General features: G+C 46.6%; 12 protein-coding genes. 7 read left to right on the top strand and 5 right to left on the bottom strand.

Annotation, left to right across the window (positions count from 1 at the left end; genetic code table 11):
- Positions 1–31 precede the first annotated feature (31 nt).
- From AC1DP6_RS33085 to AC1DP6_RS33060, 6 genes are all read left to right on the top strand, one after another.
- The gene (locus AC1DP6_RS33085; protein WP_477058699.1) at positions 32–910 is read left to right on the top strand and encodes a hypothetical protein; all 879 of its coding nucleotides are present in this window, start codon (positions 32–34) and stop codon (positions 908–910) included.
- 11 nt (positions 911–921) lie between these two features.
- Positions 922–1,989 (top strand): redoxin domain-containing protein, encoded by a 1,068-nt coding sequence (locus tag AC1DP6_RS33080; protein WP_477058698.1) that lies wholly within the window; start codon positions 922–924, stop codon positions 1,987–1,989.
- A gap of 68 nt (positions 1,990–2,057) precedes the next feature.
- A complete protein-coding gene (locus AC1DP6_RS33075; RefSeq protein ID WP_477058697.1) occupies positions 2,058–3,470 on the top strand; it encodes a peroxiredoxin family protein in 1,413 nt (470 codons plus the stop codon).
- 36 nt (positions 3,471–3,506) lie between these two features.
- Positions 3,507–6,068 (top strand): M1 family metallopeptidase, encoded by a 2,562-nt coding sequence (locus tag AC1DP6_RS33070; RefSeq protein ID WP_477058696.1) that lies wholly within the window; start codon positions 3,507–3,509, stop codon positions 6,066–6,068.
- A 25-nt stretch (positions 6,069–6,093) separates the two neighbouring features.
- The gene (locus tag AC1DP6_RS33065) at positions 6,094–7,200 is read left to right on the top strand and encodes a peroxiredoxin family protein (RefSeq protein ID WP_477058695.1); all 1,107 of its coding nucleotides are present in this window, start codon (positions 6,094–6,096) and stop codon (positions 7,198–7,200) included.
- A gap of 131 nt (positions 7,201–7,331) precedes the next feature.
- A complete protein-coding gene (locus tag AC1DP6_RS33060) occupies positions 7,332–8,168 on the top strand; it encodes a universal stress protein (RefSeq protein ID WP_477058694.1) in 837 nt (278 codons plus the stop codon).
- On the opposite strand, the gene AC1DP6_RS33055 is transcribed toward AC1DP6_RS33060, so the two are convergent.
- Together AC1DP6_RS33055 and AC1DP6_RS33050 are read right to left on the bottom strand one after the other, a co-directional pair.
- A complete protein-coding gene (locus tag AC1DP6_RS33055) occupies positions 8,161–8,826 on the bottom strand; it encodes a hypothetical protein (RefSeq protein WP_477058693.1) in 666 nt (221 codons plus the stop codon). The two genes, AC1DP6_RS33060 and AC1DP6_RS33055, sit on opposite strands and share 8 nt — an antisense overlap.
- Before the next feature lie 9 nt (positions 8,827–8,835).
- Entirely contained in the window at positions 8,836–10,302 is a 1,467-nt protein-coding gene (locus AC1DP6_RS33050) for a patatin-like phospholipase family protein (protein WP_477058692.1), read from the bottom strand.
- Positions 10,303–10,437: 135 nt separating this feature from the next.
- On the opposite strand from AC1DP6_RS33050, the gene AC1DP6_RS33045 reads away from it, so the two are divergent.
- Positions 10,438–11,454, top strand: a complete 1,017-nt coding sequence (locus AC1DP6_RS33045) for a DUF3500 domain-containing protein (RefSeq protein WP_477058691.1) — start codon at positions 10,438–10,440, stop codon at positions 11,452–11,454.
- Between the two features lie 183 nt (positions 11,455–11,637).
- On the opposite strand, the gene AC1DP6_RS33040 is transcribed toward AC1DP6_RS33045, so the two are convergent.
- Genes AC1DP6_RS33040 through AC1DP6_RS33030 form a run of 3 tightly spaced genes read right to left on the bottom strand, consistent with a single transcriptional unit; the run spans position 11,638 to position 18,275 of the window.
- A complete protein-coding gene (locus AC1DP6_RS33040; RefSeq protein WP_477058690.1) occupies positions 11,638–13,170 on the bottom strand; it encodes a sulfatase family protein in 1,533 nt (510 codons plus the stop codon).
- 36 nt (positions 13,171–13,206) lie between these two features.
- Positions 13,207–14,862, bottom strand: a complete 1,656-nt coding sequence (locus AC1DP6_RS33035) for a RagB/SusD family nutrient uptake outer membrane protein (RefSeq protein ID WP_477058689.1) — start codon at positions 14,860–14,862, stop codon at positions 13,207–13,209.
- 20 nt (positions 14,863–14,882) lie between these two features.
- Positions 14,883–18,275, bottom strand: a complete 3,393-nt coding sequence (locus tag AC1DP6_RS33030) for a TonB-dependent receptor (protein ID WP_477058688.1) — start codon at positions 18,273–18,275, stop codon at positions 14,883–14,885.
- Positions 18,276–18,313 lie beyond the last annotated feature (38 nt).

The raw sequence follows: 18,313 nt of genomic DNA, 5'->3' as shown, positions 1-18,313 counted from the left end.
TTTTTTTCTGCCAAATCATAAATTATATTTTATGTATACTGCCTTTTCGCGTAATGTCATTGTCGCTTGTCTGCCGCTGTTATTATGCATATTTATATCCTGTCGTAAAGAAGCGCCACTGGTGGCCGGTGAGCCAGCCGATTTTTATAAGCTGCCACAGGGGAATCAACCCTATGATGATTCCATTGTGGCGTTCTATCAAAAATATGGTTCCTATATATTGTACCGGTTTACCGAAAAAGATCTTACCTATGATTATTCCCGCTACCTGACAGTAAAAGGAACGGAAGGGAATCCGGCTTATATCAAAAATACGCTCGACTATTTTAAAACCCAGTGCCTGAATTTTTACCCGGAAAGCTTTCTAAAGAAGACAATACCATTTAAGATTATACTGGCGGCTGCTATTGAYACTTTCAGCCTGGTGAATGAGACAAGACCCACCCCTCTTATCAGATCTTTAACCGGCTTTTGTGCCTCCGGAAACATGCTGGCCATCGGCTGGGCAGACAGTACATTGCTTCAGCAATCTCCTGCGCGGCTCAAGCAGCTCCGTGGATTTATGCACAGGTCTTATATGGAGCAGGCAATACAAAGTGGTGCTATGGATGTTCCCGCAGCATTTATGAAGTATATGCCGCCGACATATAATGAGGTCGTTGGCAGGGAACGTGCAAATGGCATTATAGAAAGTGTAGGCGACCTGGCTTCGTCAAGAAGGAATGTAATGTGGGATTTTACCTGTTATGTTTGTGCGATTACCGGCCATACGAAAGCTGAACTTGATGCTACTATTTTAAGTCCCGCATACGATGTGAAGGGGCTGATAAAGCTTAAATATGATGCGGTCATCCGTTTCTACCAAAATACCTATGGCGTAGACTTACAGGCAATCGGTAATCATCCTTAAAAACCAGATGTATGAATTATTTCAATAAACAACTCCTCACTGCCATTACATTTTTCGGATGTACACTGATAGCTGCGCAATCGGCCGTTGCTCAAACCGCAAAGCCTGATTTTACCCCCAGCTCACCACTGTTGCAGCTGGCAGAAGAACCGGATGAGCTGGCGTTCGGCAGTGCTGCACCCGCCTTTACGCTTAATGATGTAAAAGGAAGGAAAGTAACGCTGGAAGATTTCAAAGGAAAAATGGTGGTAATACACTGCTGGAATGGAGGCAATGAAAAAAGTGTAGCCCAGCTTCGTGAGTTATACAAAGCCGCAGGCGACAACCAACAAGATGCCAGTATTGTTTTTTTAGTGATCTCCGGAAGCAGGGATCCGAAAGTAAAACAACCTTCCATGCCAAACTGCTTGGAAATAACATTGCCCTCCAACACAACAGATGCCGCTGGTGCAGCCTTTCTGAAAGACTATAAAATTACCAGTCTTCCCCGTACAGTGATCATAGGCAGGAAGGGAGATATCTTATCTTCCTCTATTCCTGACACTGCTTTTGCCAGCTTCTTTAACATGTGGCGACTGCAACAGGAACGCATAGACGTAGCCAGCCACGAACCATACTGGGACTATAAAGTAAGGGAAGGTGACCTATTGCCTGCCGATGTGGAGCTGTCTGTAATAGACGGAAAGAAAGTGACTACCGGTGATCTCCGCGGAAAAGTAACCCTGCTGGAATTCACCGCCACCTGGTGTTCCTATTGCCGCAAACTCATGCCACACCTGGAAAATGATATCTGGAAAGTATATCGGCCACAAGGTATGCAGGTATTTGGTATTGACTTCGATGAGCCGGCAGCTACGGTGCGTAAATTTGCAAAAGACATGAATATTACCTACCCACTGGTATTAGATCCCGGCGGAAAGATATTTAAACGTTTTGTAAAAGAGAATGGTGGTTTGACGAAAGTGATGCTGATAGACCGCAACGGCCGCATTGCTCATCTAAGCCAGACACTGGATGCTGCCGAACTGGAAGTCATCAAAAATAAAATAGCCACCCTGCTGCAAACAAATAAGTCATAAAAAAATAACACTGGACTTCACCCTTTCTGTCTTTCCAGTTGCCTTTATTTAAACTATCATACTTGACCATGAGATCATTCCCACTTTTAACAGCGATGCTGTTTGGCAGCATCGGCGCATTTGCCGGCAACCCGGTGGCTACTACTTCCCTGAATGTAAAGGTGGGGATTACCCCGGAGTATGTGGGCCTGATGCAATTCAACCGTTTAGGAAATAAGGGACTGACAGCATATAAGACAGAAACTTTTTTTGTAGCGAAAGATAAACCGGTAGCAGTTTTTACCCGGTCGGTAGAAGCAGGCAAGCAAATTGTTCATCTCGGTAATTATCCTGTACTGGTCAATACCGGCGACAATGTACAAATGGCATTATCGCCTAAATATAAAGATGGTAAAGCCCAGCCCAATCAGTTTTCCGCTTCCTGGACCGGAAAAGACGCTGCCAGACAGGGACTGCCATATCTGATAGATAGTTTGTATACTATAGGTGCTGACATCAATACCGTAGAACAGGTCGATGCTTTTATTACAGCCCGCTCACAACAGGTAAAAGAAGGCATCTCCCGCGCTAAAATAACTGACAAAGAAAACATCGCACTTATTAACGCATACGAACAAACGAAGTTATTACTTCTGAAATTTACCTTTCAGTATTCCCATAAAAATTTGTTACCACTTAAAGCTTATGGTGACTGGTGCTTACAGGGTTTTGATATTGCCACACCGGCCTTTTCCGGATTTGGTGATAACGGACTGGCACAACAGGCGGTGAATCTCTGGTGGTTTGCCAGGAAAATGCAGGACTCCACACTCACAGACGACTTTAAATTACCGGAAGTGATGATGCGGGCTAAAAGTGAACTAGTTAAGGGATCATTGGCAACCATACTGATCCTCGGAGAAGCCAGAACAAATTGCTTTACGCAAAAGTTGAAAAGTTTATTCAATGCTGCCAGTGGACTAAGTAAAGATGCGCCTGCCAAACACACGATAGATTCCCTGTACAAAGCTTATCACCAGTTGGAAGTAGGTGAGCCCGCTTTTAACTTTGCGTTGAAAAATGATCAGGGAGATATTGTACGTTTATCCGATTTTAAAGGTAAAGTAGTGATCATTGACATCTGGGCTACCTGGTGTAGCGGCTGTGTAGCTTCACTGCCTACCTACAATAAAATCAAAGATTCCTATAAAGATAAAAACGACATCGTGTTCTTAACGATTGGCTGGGAAAGCCCCGATGCAGTGGACTATTGGAAAGAGTTCTCCGTAACGAAACAAATCGCAGGAGAACATAACTTATTCCTTTCCAGCGACAGAACAGAGGAGCAATGCAAACAGTTTGTAGAACGCTACTGCCTCACCGGAGTTACCCGCTGGATTGCCATCGATGAAAATGGAAAAATAAGGAACGGTAACCTTGGGTATCCGACGGATCCCGCATTCCCACAAAGGATTGCGAATTGTTATAAAATGAAAAACTAAGGTTTCTTCTTTCTCCATTCTAATAAATTAATACGCTTGTTCAATAAAATTTCAACGCTGTTGATAGTGGGATGCTGTTGCTTTTATAACGGTATTGCACAAACGAAAAATGAAGGGGTAAACATAGACGAAGCTTTTGCACCACTGGTCCGTCCGTCCGGCAATAACAGCCGTACGGCGGATGGGAAACCAGGTACGCAGTACTGGCAGAACCAGGCAGATTATAATGTACAGGCATCTTTCGATACCCTTACACGGAAAATAGAAGGAAAAGCTACCATTACCTATACAAACAACAGCCCGGTTACGCTCACCTATGTATGGCTGACGGTGACACAAAACCGCTTCCGGAAAGATTCACGTACCGCGCTCTTAACGCCTCCTGCGGGCAGTCGTTTCGGCGTGCAGGAATATACGGAGGGATGCCGGATCCATCAGCTACAGGCAGGAGTGGGAGGACAGCCATTGAAAAAAGCAGTCTACGATATTACAGATACTTATGTAAAAGTAGCGCTGCCGGCGCCGTTAAAGCCCGGTGATAAAGCTGTGATGGAAGTAGCCTATGATTTTACGTTGCCTTTCAACGGATCGGATTACTTCGGTATCCTGGACGCTACACACGGAAAAGTATTTCAGTTTGCGGGGTTGTTTCCAAGAGTGGTGGTGTATGATGATATACAAGGCTGGAATGTATTTGTTGGCGGGTATTATGTAGAACCGGGTGCCCTGGATATAAGCGTCACCCTGCCAGCGGGATTAACGGTACAGGGCACCGGTCAACTGATGAATCCGGAAGCGGTACTGCCGCCAACGGTATTAAAACGCTATCAGCAGGCGTGGAAAAGTGATACCGTAGTACATATCATCACAGAAGGGGAAGCGGTGAAAGTGACAGCATTGCCCGGACAAAAAACATGGCGCTTTCATATCGACAATGCCGGAGACGGTATGTGGGCGGCATCTGCCGCCTTTGTATGGGATGCGGTGAAAGTAAACCTGCCTGCAGGAAAACAAATGCTGGCGATGGCATTATACCCGCCGGAAAGCAATCCCGAATGGAAGCCCATCGTGGGGCAAATGAAACGCATGGTGGAAACGTATTCCGGTTTATGGGCGCCTTATCCTTACAATACCTGGGTTAATATAGGCGGTTCCGTTACAGGCATTGCCTCCCCGGCAGTATCCATATTGCATTATAAAAACACCGGGTTTGGTAATAATGTGTGGACTAAATCCAATCATGAGCTCGGCCACACCTGGTTTAACATGCTGATCGCTGCCGATAGCCGGCATGGCTGGATGTGTGAAGGGTTGAACACTTTCATCAACCTTATTAACTGCGATTCTTTAAAAGGAGAGGCTGCCTTTCAAATGGAAAGTGCCATTGAATGGCTGTCTGCCAAAAAAAGTATACAACCGTTGAATACGCCTGCGGCATCTGTAACAACGCAGAATATGGCCATGGTCATGTATGTGAAGCCTTCGGTGGCACTATCGCTGCTGCGTAATGACGTAATAGGTCCCGCACGTTTTGATCCCGCTTTCCGCGCATTTGTAAAGGACTGGTCTTTTAAACATCCTACTCCTGACGATTTTTTCCGTGCCATAGAAAACGGCACCGGAGAGGATCTCAGCTGGTTCTGGCGCAGCTGGTTTCTGACCGACTGGAAATCAGATCAGGCGGTGAAGCAGGTGATATATGTAAACAATGATCCGTCAAAGGGCGTGGATATTACAGTAGAGAATAAAGGAGATTTGGTGATGCCAGTAAACATACTGATTCGCGAGTTTAACGGTGACGCACATACGCTGCATTTCCCCGCACAGATCTGGCAATTGGGACGTACACATACTTTCCATTATGCATCGGTTTCTCCGGTCACAGCTGTGATCATTGATCCGCTAAAAGCGATTCCGGATACAGATCGCAGCAATAATGAGTGGAAAGGCAGTGGTGCAAAGTTATCCATCGGAAAGGAAGTAAATGTCTCCCGTGTTATTGCCCGTTATCTGCTGGCCATTCGTGGTGAAGAGCGCCTGCGGCAGATGCATATTGCCGCATTGACCTACGCATCATCGGTTGGTGGCCAGTATGTATTTGCAAAAAATAATACTGCAGATGGTCAGCATCGAATGACGATTACGCTGAGTAATCTGAACCTGCAGCTACGCAGCGTGGTGGTGACCGACAGCAGCATTAGCAGCGAACGGCTGGGAGCCGCTGCAGGACTGAATGCACAGCAGGAAGAAGAATTACGTATGTCCGTTGCTGTTATTCCTGAACTGCATTTTTTTGAAAAAAAGTATCATGCAGTATTAAGTGACTCTACGATTCACATCAATGGTATGAACGCCTATGTAGTGAGCGTTACTGCACCGGCAGGCGCAAAGTGGAACTACTATTATGATGTGGTGACTGGTTATAAAATACAGGAAGAATGTGCCGGTAAGCCAGCGGAAACTCCTTTCTGCACAAAGCTGGAGTTTTCCGGTTATCAGCCACAGGAGGGGATGACTTTACCCCGTCAGCTGATCATCAAATTTTATGAAGAAGCCGAAGAAAGCCTGGTGCTGAATAAATTGGAATTACGTCACTAACCATAAATCACTTAAAACAAGCTATATGAAAAAAATAATGTTAGGGCTTAGCCTGTGTGTAGCTTTTGGGGCCAATGCCCAAAAGCGTCTGGATCTGAATGTGAAAATTCCTGGATTGCCAAATGGCGACACCGTAGTTTTATGGGGCCCGTTAACCAATACCGTGGATAAAGCCGTGGTGACCAACAGCACGATCCATTTCGATGTAGATATGAAAGACGGTGGTTCTACCTATATTATGCAGGTAGGTAATGATGGTAATGACCAGCATGGCACTGTACTTTACCTGGAAGCAGGTAAAATGAACATCACCGGTAAAGGGCCTTATTTTAAGGACGCGGTGTTGACTGGTAGCCCCTTTGTGGCAGATTGGGTAGATGTTTCTAAAAACATTCTCGATGGCGATACGCTGGGTGCACAGAAGGATGCCCTTGCCAATAAAATGGCCGCTGCCAGCCAGATTGGCGATGCAGAAGCTGCACAGGAAGCGAATGTTGCGCTGATGGCCTTGAACCAAAGAGAAGTGGATGCCAGTCTGAAATGGATCAACAGTCATCCTAACTCCGGCGTATGTTCTTACCTGGTAAACTCTTACCTGTCCGCTCTTCCAAAGAAAGAGGTAATGAATATCATCGACAAACTGGGCCCTGATGCTAAAAATACGTTTACAATTAAGAAAATGATGAACGACTTCACCGGTGGGATTCTGAATTTAAAAGGAAAAGATGCACCTGCCTTTACGATGCCGGATACCAATGGCAAGGCCGTATCACTGGCTGATTTTAAAGGTAAATATGTATTGCTCGATTTCTGGGCCAGCTGGTGCAAACCATGCAGAGCGGCTACACCAGGGTTAGCAGCTACCTACGAAAAGTATAAGAACAAAAATTTTACGGTTCTTTCCGTATCCCTGGACAAGGATAAAACGAAATGGTTACAGGCCGTCGCAGAAGACAAAATGGTGTGGCCACAGATCAGCGACTTAATGGCGGAAGAAAGCCCGGTGACAAAAGCCTATGGAGTGAAGGCCATTCCCGCTGCAGTGCTGATTGACCCCAATGGTAAAGTGATCATGATAGGTGTTGCGGCAGGTGATGGACTGGACCAGCTGCTGGCCGATCTGTTGAAGTAAAAATATATCCTCCAATTGATATCCTGTTAAAAAAGAGACCGTTGTAAAACGGTCTCTTTTGATGTATAATCCTCCTGAAAATGATATATTTGTTTGTAGGATCACGACTACAGTAACTAAAGAAAACAGTTATGAAAACATTACTCGTACCGGTTGATTTTAGCACTACTTCTGAGGAAACCATCCACTTCGCTGCGGCCTGGAGTCAGCACTATGAGTATAAGCGGGTGATTCTCCTCAAGACCTTCTACCAAAATGTTTTCAGTGACATTGTGATGGCGGCGGAATATGGTGCAGTGAGTCACGATTTTATGGAAAGTCATCGGGAAGAGGCCATGGAGCACCTGGAAACGCTGTCGCAGAAAATAAAGGAGGTAGTGGATGTTACGGTAGAGATAGCGGTCAGTGAACTGCCGTTGTTAAGAGCGGTGATGGAAGTGATCCATGAAGAAACGCCTGATATGGTGATGCTGGGCAGCGAGCATGGCAAGGCAGACAGCCTCATTTCCCGTAACATTATCCCGATCGCTAAAGCCAGTCCCATCAGGGTGATGGTGGTCCCGGCAGGATTTACCTATCAACCGGTAAAAAATGCGTTGGTGCCTGCAGATTTTAATGCCCTGCATGCCCTGGATAAACTGAATAAATTAAAGGCATCCCCGGTGTGGGCAGCTACCCGTTTAATGGTGCTGAATGTAGACCCGGAAGAACATTATGAACGCCCGGATGATCAGTTCCGGGAAGATGAAAATAACCTGCACGAATACCTGAAAAATTTTAAACACGAATTGTATTACCGGAACGATAAGGACATTCTCAGCAGCATCATCAATTTCACTGCTACCAATGATGTGCAGCTCATTATCGCCTTACCGGGAAAACGCAGTTTTCTGTATTCCCTCACACATAAAAGTATTTCTGACGCTATTTGCCGCTCCGCGAAAGTGCCGGTCATCATCCTCAAGTAAGTGAGGGCGCTTTAACCGGTTTGGCCACAAATAGTAATCCGATGAACAACCCGGCTTCGGCAGCCATTATCAGCAGGTAATGCAGAGAGGTGGTGTCAAAATCACCCGTTACCCAGAAAAACAACAATGCCGATAATCCGCATACCATGCCAATCGATGAAATGCCCCACTTCGTTATTTCCAGCCATTGATAAGCTTTATGTACCATTTCCGTTGAGGCGGGAACGTTAGGGGCCGTTTTGCGGAGCAGGTAAATATTTTCTATGATGTCGCATAGCCAGGGCAACAACTGTAGCCATGCCAGCCATTCGAACAGGGTGGTACCAGCGGGATTCATTTTCTCTGCTACTTTTATGCATACCAGGAATATACTGCCATATGCGGCGGRCATAAACAGAAAATCTGTCCATAACTGTCCGCGTAAGGCCGACAGGGTTTTAGGTCGTTGATCTACCGGTAATGCATATACGCCTTTTATAAGCGCCGGTATTTCATATCGCGAACCCGGGAACTCCAGGTCCAGGATACTGAACCTGCGCATCACCACATCCATGGTATAAAACTCCCGGCTTTGCTGCATCATGACAAAAGTAGTGAGCAGCAACAGCCCCATTGAAATGCATAACCAGCCCCAGGCATCGTTGATGAGTGTTTCCATGTTTGGTTGTTATTTGGTGAGTTGCTTTTGTAATGCTTCCCGTTTGTCTTTGTAAGTACTCCAGTCAAATTTTTGCAGGAAATCGCAGGCGGCATGAGCGCCCATGGCAAACATGTCTATTTTATCCTGGTCAGACAGGAAGAAGTTGAGCCAATTATATTTATCATCCGAGAGATCCACTTTACCCACCCCTTTCTGATATACCTCATTTTTCAAGAGGAAGTCTTTGTCGTAGTAATTGCGGATGGTATTGAACATGCGTCCCAGGTAGCCGGTGAGCGACCAGTTGAAGGCGTTTTCTCCTTTATCTCCTGGCTTACTGTCGTCCAGGTCTATACCGAAAGAAGGGAGGCGGGGAACAGGGATATTGGCGTTATAAAAAATGCTGATCGGGAAATTGGATAGAATGCYGCCGTCTACAAATCTTGCATTGGCGGGAGGGCAGCTATTGTGAAAAAAGCTTTGCCAGGCAGCTTTGATCCGGTCATCGTTGTAAGGGATATTATTGATCATATAAGACTCAAAAAAGACAGGGATAGACATCGATGCCCGGATAAATCCTGCGGGCTGCATGGTGTCTATATCTGTGGCGAAAAGGCTGCACATGGCGGGGAACTGGATCTTGTTCTGCGTCACCAGTTCAGAGGTGATGAAAGTGACATCACCTTTTAAATCATCAACGCCACTCTCGTTATATACTCTCAGTGATAGTTTGGGGCAGATAGCTGCTTTTTGATTCAGATCGCTGACCGTAACCACGCCGTTCTGGAATAGCAGTTTTTTGATCCAGTCATAAAAAACATCGCCGGGGTTAATTCCAAATCCGGAATTCTTCAGTCGTTTAAACAGGTTGATGACGTAGGATCCGCCAACGCCCAGTAACAGGGACCAGAAGCCGGTGAGTATAAAGCAGCCGCCTGCCCAGGCAGAGAGGGCCGGAAACTTGCTTCGTAGTCCTATCAGCACTACATCTGCAATTATCAGCAATCCGAAAAATCCCAGCAGGAATAACAGCCAGTTTTTGGTTTTACCGACAAAATCTTTTTTAGTAATAAATTTCCGGATCAGCCAGCGGGCAGCAGGGTGCCCGTCTACCAGTGAAAAGAAATCGAGTTCACAGATGGCCTGCAATACTTCTTTTGACTTTTTATCCTGCTTGTTTTTAATGACAGTGAGGAGGGCGGTGTTGATAGCGCCGGCACTGGTACCGGCCAGCCGCAGAAAACGAATCCCCATTTCTTCCAGTATGTAGGTGTATCCTACGAGGGCAATCCCGAATACACCACCACCTTTTTGTACCAGGTTTACATACTGATTCCCGGCGGCATCTACTACATCCGATATCACAAAGGGCCTGCCGCCGCTGGCGGGGTCAAAGCTTTTCTTTAAATTTTCCAGGTCCGCTTTTACCCTGTTGTCATTGATAAAATCATCAGTAGTAAGTTTGGCTTTGGCGCCGGCATTTTTAGGGGACATAAGATCATGTTAAGGGGTAGACTTCTAAATTAGTCATTTTTTTAATTGCCGGGTAGGGTGGTGGTTGCATATTCCCGGTTTAACGAGTATATTGAGGGATATTCCGTATTTCCACGTTATCCAAACTGCCCGCATATGTACCGGTCTTTTCTGTTAGTTGCCATTGGTCTGCTTTTCCTGACGCCCATTCACGCGCAGGAGATGGTTAGTAAAGCCAATGCGTTCATTCATCTGCTCAGCAAGGAGCAACAGGCACAAACGCTTTATCCCTTTGATACGGGAGAACGGTATCATTTCAGCTATGTACCGCGGGACGATCGCAAAGGTATTTCTGTAAACGAATTGAATGCGGCCCAGCGCAAGGCCCTCTTTGCGTTATTGAGTACTACGCTGAGCGGGGAAACGGTGAAGAAAGTAAACGATATTATGCAGCTGGACCTGGTGCTGAAAGAGTTGGAGCACCGGCCGGAAAGTGATCATTACCGGGATCCGGGCAAATATTTCCTTACCATTTTTGGTGTGCCGGCCGCCCATACTGTCTGGGGCTGGCGGTTTGAAGGCCATCATGTTGCTTTTAATTTTTCTGCAGATAAAAATGAACTGGTGGCCGGAACGCCCGGTTTTCTGGGCGCCAATCCTGCCATTGTGCTGGAAGGACCTCAGAAAGATAAGCAAGTATTGAAAGCAGAAACGGAGCAGGGGTTTGCCTTGCTGCGGTCCTTATCTCCCGAAGAACTACAAAAAGCAGTGATAGCCACTACTGCACCAGCGGAAATTATTACCGGCGCCAGCAGACAAGCCATGATTGCACATCCCAGCGGTATCCGCTATGCGGAGTTAAGCCCGGCCCGTCAGCAGTTGTTGCTGGGTTTGATCAGCCTGTATGTACACCGGTTTACGAAGTTGTTTGCAGATAATATGTTGAAAGATATTCAGCAGGCCGGCCTGGACAGTCTATATTTTACATGGGCCGGCAGCCAGGAACATGCGTTGGGAAAACCTTACTACTACCGGATTCAGGGACCTACACTGATTATTGAATATGATAACACACAGAATAATGCCAATCATATTCATACAGTGGTACGGGATCTTAAAAATGATTTTGGAGGAGATTTGTTGCTGGAACATTATAAAGCGGCGCATGAGTGAAGCGGAAGGAGAGGAATTGGGAATTGGGAATTGGGAATTACGAATTACGAATTACGAATTACGAATTTGAGCGGAGATAGTAAACGCAAAGAACATCCGCTATTATCTCCCCGCAAATTCGTAATTCGTAATTCGTAATTCGTAATTCGTAATTCCCAATTCCTCTCCTTCCGCATCCCTTTATCAGCGGCTTTGTGGCTTACTTTTTATTTCTTCCAGTTGAGCCGCCAGTGCTTTTACTTTGTCCGGATACTGCTCCGCCACATTTTTTTGTTCATGAACATCTGCACTCAGATGATAGAGTTGTGGTGCGGGATCATTCCCTAATTCAATATTTACGGCACGGTCTAATTTAGCTCCTTTGGAAGGGGCCATGTATTTCCAGTCTCCGGAAATAAGTGATAAGGTGCCGGCATGCGTTACCAGGAACGGGCGGTTGTTGCGTGACTTACCCATCAGCTGATCCAGCATATCAAAACTATCGGGTGCTTCATCAGGTTGCAGTGATTGTCCGGTTAAGCGGGCAAAAGAGGCAAACAGGTCCAGTTGACTGATGAGCGTATTGGAAGTATTGTTTCCTTTCACACCTGCGGGCCATTTTACAATAAAAGGTACCCTGGCACCCGCTTCAAAAGCGCTGTATTTACCGCCACGCAAAGGGCCGGCAGGTTGATGTGTGCCCACCAGTTCCACCGCCTGATCGATATAACCGTCGTTCAGCACGGGGCCGTTATCACTGGAAAAAATGATCATGGTATTTTGGGTGAGTCCCAGGCTGTCCAGTGCCTGCACGATTTGTCCTACGGTCCAATCCAGCTGCAGAATAGCATCGCCGCGGAGGCCCATCCCACTTTTGCCACGGAACTGGCTATGCGGATAACGGGGCACATGAATATCGCCGCTGGCGAAATACAGGAAGAAAGGTGTTTGTTTATTTTTACCGATGAAGCTAATGGCCTTTTGTGTAATGGTGCCGGCAATGTCAGCATCTTTCCAGCGGGCGCTGTTACCGCCACTCATCCAGCCGATGCGGCTGATGCTGTCGACGATCGTTTGATTATGTCCCTGATGAGGATCCGGATGCATACGCAGCTTTTCCGGATTTTCCAGGCCGGTAGGATCTGTACCTATTTTATGCTGATAGTTAACGGTAATAGGATCGTTTGGATCAGCATTCACTACGTTGTGATTTTCTACAAATACACAGGGCACGCGATCCAGGGTGGCCGGCATGATAAAAGAATAGGTAAAGCCCACTTCCAGTGGACCTGGCTGAATGGATTTATTCCAGTCGATTCCTTCCCGGGTGCCCAGTCCCAGGTGCCATTTACCTATGGCAGCGGTCTGGTAGCCGACATCTTTCAGCATGCCTGGCAATGTACGGTGATCGGTAGGAATGATGAGAGAAGCATCTCCCGGTGCTATACCGGTGTTTTTTTGCCGCCATGGATATTTGCCCGTCAGGATACCAAAACGGGAAGGGGTACACGTAGCTGAAGTAGCATATGCATTGCTGAAACGTACACCCTGTTTGGCCAGCTTGTCGATGTTAGGGGTCTTTATTTTTCTCATCCCATAACAGCTTACATCACCATATCCCAGATCATCTGCGTAGATGATAATGATATTGGGCTTTTGCTGTGCGGCAGCAGTTAATGTCAGTAGCCCGCATAAAAGACCACTGCTGATTTTTTTAATGAAGGAAGAATATATCATCAGTTAATGTTTACGGAATTATTTGAACGCCACAAGTTACTTCAGATTTGGATTGATATTGGTTTCTCTTTGCGGGATCGGCCATTTTTCATCGGTGACTGCTCTGAAAGCTTTGGTGGTTACATACCAGCGACTGTAAGGATCAATAGTGGTGCCATTCTTGCGCAGGTTCACCGCGCCGGGAAATGGCGCACCATAAAAGTCGCCTTTTAATACCTGTGCCGCCACGCCCCATCTGAGCAGATCCCAGTAGCGGATGCCTTCCAGTGCCAGCTCATTTCTTCTTTCGCGGCGCAGTATGGTACGCAGGGTAGTGATATCCGTAACCGTGATGGCCGGCATGTTTACACCGGGCCGGGTTCTTATTTTATTAATAGTAGCATCCAGCAAACCCTGATCAATACCATCGCCGGCTTCCAGTTTGGCTTCGAGGTAACTGAGCAATACTTCTGCATAGCGGATAATGGGCAGGTCGATGCCGGAATTTTGCAGATCGCCGCCGGCAAAACCTTCGTAGCTGAATTTACCCATGCCGAAACCTGTGCGGGTGGCTTGTTTGGTGGTAGATAGCTGATCCGGTGATTTGGTACTATCCGGGTGAGTCACGTAGCGAATATTTTTGAAAGGCTGGTTATTATACAACACGGTAAATTTCAGTCTTGGGTCGCGGTTGGCGGTTACATCTGCCGGATTATATTTTGGATCGGTAAAAGAAAAAGGCGTACCATCTTTAAACTCATACGATTCCACGAGGCTGCCGAGTGGGCAGTACAGATGCCATCCACCAGCAGTAGCCGGGTAAATATGTTGCAGCATCGCATTCGGTGAAAGATCCTGCAGGTACTGGGTAGCGAAAATAATTTCTTTGCTGTTTTCATTGGTGCCGTTAAAGAGACTCTGGAAATTAGCATCGATGCTGTTGTCGTTGAAGTCGATGATTTTTTTATAGGTAGCGGCAGCATCTGCATATTTCTTTTCAGATAATTGTAGTCTGCCGAGAAATGCCAGGGCAGCCTGTTTGCTGGCACGGCCCCGTTCTGATGCCGGTATATCTTTGTACTGCGGCAAATCAGTGATGGCCCCGTTGAGTTCACTGATTACGAATTCAACTACCTGTGCTTTGGTAGCTTTGCTGACTGTATTGGCTTCCTGTAATGAAAGGGTTTTGGTCACCAGGGGTACATCTTTCCAGTATTGCGACATATAAAAATAAGTACACGCGCGTAGGAACCTGGCCTCTGCTGTCATCCGTTTTAGTTTGTCCTGGCTCACAGGTGTTTTGCCTACATTTTCCAGGAAATAATTACAGCGACCGATACGGATATAGCTGGCATTCCAGTAATCGCCGAGTATAACCAGATCTGCAGTCATGGTGCCATTTCCAAGGCGATTGATCACAGAGTTATCGCCACGCCGGTCGTATGCATTGTCTGTAGCTAATTCTATAAACAGTAAACCGTAGTACGACCACCAGTCGGTGGCATTAAACTCTGCGGCTTTTTGCATCTGTATATTACCACGATATACGCCCGTCAGCGCCAGCATTGCATTTTGTTCGCTGGTCCAGAAGGCATCATTGGAATAATTATTCAGTGGCGATTTATCCAGTTCTTTTTTACAGGACATGCAGCCGATGCCAGATAGCAATACCAGGAATAGATATTTATATAGCGCAGAAGATTGTTTCGTCATTTTTTCAGGTGTTGCAAGCATTAAAAATTAAGATTCAGTCCCAGGGTGTAGTTTGCCAGTATAGGGTAGTAGGCGCCACCGGTATTTACTTCGGGGTCCCAGCCTGTGCGGTAGTTGCTCCAGGTATAGATATTTTCCGCACTGAGACTTACACGTAAGCCTTCTATATTAGCGCGGTGCAGCCATTCCTTCGGAAAGCTGTAACCTACCTGTATGGATTTTAACCGGAGATAGGAACCATTCAGCACCCAGTAAGAAGAGGTGAGGGTATTGGCGGTACCCTGGTTAGAGATGAGTTCCAGGCGGGGATATTTGGCCTGTGGATTAGGATTGTCTGCTGTCCATCTTTCATCCATCTGCCAACGCTGCACATTACCATTCTGATAAAAAGCCCATCCTGCATAATTATTCAGGTAGCCGTTTACACCGGAAACGCCCTGTAACAGCACATTCAGATCGAAGCCTTTATAGCTGCCACCTAAAGTAATGCCGTAGGTATATTTAGGAATAGTGGATCCTAATACTTTGCGATCGTAGTCTGCGGTTACTTTGCCGTCTGGTTTTCCATCGGGCCCACTGATATCTTTATAGCGGATATCACCTGGTTTAGGATTGGGACTGATAGCTGTCATATCATTGTTGGCTTTCCAGGCGGCAACATCGGCCGCATCTTTAAATAAACCGTCTGCTTCGTAGCCGTAGTAGAGGTTCATCGGATAGCCCACAAACAGGCTGCTGCCGTTGCCGGTAAGACCATTGGCCTGATGGATGTTGCCTACACCAAGGTCCAGTACTTTGTTATTGATAATGCTGAAGTTGGCCCCTACATTATAATTGAATTTTCCAATGCTGTTGCGGTGGGTGGCGGTAAATTCCCAACCGGTATTTTTCAGCCGGCCGGAATTCTGTTGTCCTACGGCGGCTCCTAATACGCCGGAAACGCTGGCAGTAGGGCTTACGAGGATATCATAGGTATACCGGTCGAAATAAGAAATGCTGATGGTGAGTCTTTGTTTGAAGAAAGTTGCATCGAGTCCCAGGTCTTTGGTACGGGTAGATTCCCAATGCAGCGTAGAGTCATTGATGGTAGGTCTTACAGCACCAGGCGTAGCCACGCCCCCGATAGGGTAGTCGTAGCCGGTATTCAGGAGGTTCTGGTAAGGATAGTTCCCAATGTTCTGGTTGCCGAGGGTGCCATAGGAAGCTTTCAGTTTCAGTTCATCCAGCCAGTGAATACGGTCTTTCAGGAAGTTTTCTTCTGTTATCCGCCAGCCCACTGCCATGGAAGGGAAGAAGGCATACTTATCATTTGCGGGGAAACGGGAAGATCCATCGTAGCGCATATTCGCCTCAAACAGGTATTTTCTGCCATAGTTGTATTGAAATCTGCCGAAGAAAGATTTCAGGGCATATTCACCTGCGGAGCTATTGTTTGTTTGGGTGCTTGGATCTCCTAAGCCCAGTACAGTCAGGTCGTTGCTGGGAAGATTACTTCTACCGGCACTTAAGCTATCTGCATGATATCCTTCAAAAGAATAACCGCCCAGTACACCTATTTCATGTTTTCCCAGTTGTTTGCGGTATTCTGCCAGCATTTGAATGGTGCGGTAATCTGAAAAGCGGGAGAATTGTGATAAGCTGGAGGGGCCCAGAAATATATTTTCGTTGATGCGTTGGGTGGCGAGGAATGTTTTGCCTTGTTCCTGGAATTGTGTGTAGCCGCCGATGAGCGATAGTTTTAAGTCGGGGATCGCCTGCCAGTCCAGCCGCATATTACCATTCAGATCTGTACCGCGGTTTTTATAGAAGGCACCGCTATTCAGCCATGCTACAGGATTTCCTTTGTTCACACTACCGGCACCCCAGTAGCCGTTGCTTAGCTGGATGGGGTAGTTCGGCGTATACCGGATCACGTTAGAAATGATGTCCTGCATGCTGGTAGCATCCAGGGTGGCGGGAGTAGTAGGTTCTTCCCGGTTGGACTGTATTACCGCGATCCGGGTAGTGAGCTTCAGTTGCTGACTGATATTGGTCTGCAGGTTCAGCCGGGCATTGTATCTTTTATAATTGTTGCCTTTTACCACGCCGTCCTGGTCCAGATAGCCAGCAGAAATCAGGTACTGCGTTTTGTCGTTCCCGTTAGAGAGAGAAAGATTATGTCCTGTTTGCAGAAAATTCTTTTTGAAGGATGCGTTGGTATAATTCACGTTGGGAAAATTATCCGGATCGCTGCCGTCTTTAAATTTCTGAATTTGTTCACCTGTATAAGATCCGGGCTGGGCCTCATTCATGAGGGTAGCATATTCCCAGGAATTGACAAATTTAGGAGTAGATGTAATTTTTTGTTGACCTACGTAACTGTTCAAACTGATGCGCAGTTTTTTGGCGTTGCCTGTTTTGGTGGTGATCAGGATTACGCCATTGGCCGCTCTGGCGCCGTAAATAGCGGCGGAAGATGCATCTTTCAGTACGGAGATACTTTCCACATCGTTGGGATCAATATCATTATATGATCCGGTGGGAATACCATCTACCAGTATGAGTGCATCCGAAGAGGCGCCGAAGGAGCCGACTCCCCTGATTTGTATGTTATTGCCGGTGCCAGGTTGTCCGGAGCGTTGTATGACGGTCACACCTGGCATTTGTCCGGTGAGTGCCTGAGAAAGTTGTGTTACAGGTCTGTTATTTATTTCCTTGCTGCTGATCTGTGAGACAGATCCGATCAGTTGTGATTTCTTTTGTGTGCCATAGCCTACCACCACAATTTCATCTCCCTTAATTTCCCTGCGCTTCAGGGTAATGGTAATGGAAGATTGGCCATTCACGGGTACTTCCTGCGTTTCGTATCCTACAAACGATACTTCCAGCGTAGCGTTATTGTCTGGAAGGTTCAGGGTGAACTGTCCTTCTGCATTGGTAGAAGTACCTTTGGTAGTACCTTTCAGCCGGATGCTGGCGCCGGGCAGTGGAATGCCCTGCTCATCTTTGATGATACCTTTTAGTTCTGATAAGGGCGCTGACAATGCGGTACCTGCTGCCGGAGCGGCTACCGGGGCTTCCCGTATCACCACTATTTTATCCACGATATCATACGTCAGTCCTTTAGGTTTCAGGCACTGGTTCAATACATCCCGGATATCGGCATTGGTAAAATGTGCGTCTACTGTTCCTGCCAGTTTTAATACTTTCTCTTTAAAGAAAAACTGGTATCCGCTCTGTACCTCAATTTCCCGTAGCACCGTTTTTAAGGGGGCATGGGAGGTGGAGATAGAAATTTTCTGTGAATACGTTTTGGCGCTGATCTGTAAACAAAGCGCCAGTTGTAAAACGACTGCAAGCCTCATGGCCAGTATGATTTTGGTGATTCCCGGCCTTTTCAGGAAGGGGGGAGTGAACTTAGCTCCTAAAAGCATAAATTTGTTTGGTTTAGGTGAGATAATAAGTAGTTAAG

Source organism: Chitinophaga sp. 01L420, from assembly GCF_056399985.1.
This window is presented reverse-complemented; position numbering and strand designations above follow the sequence as displayed.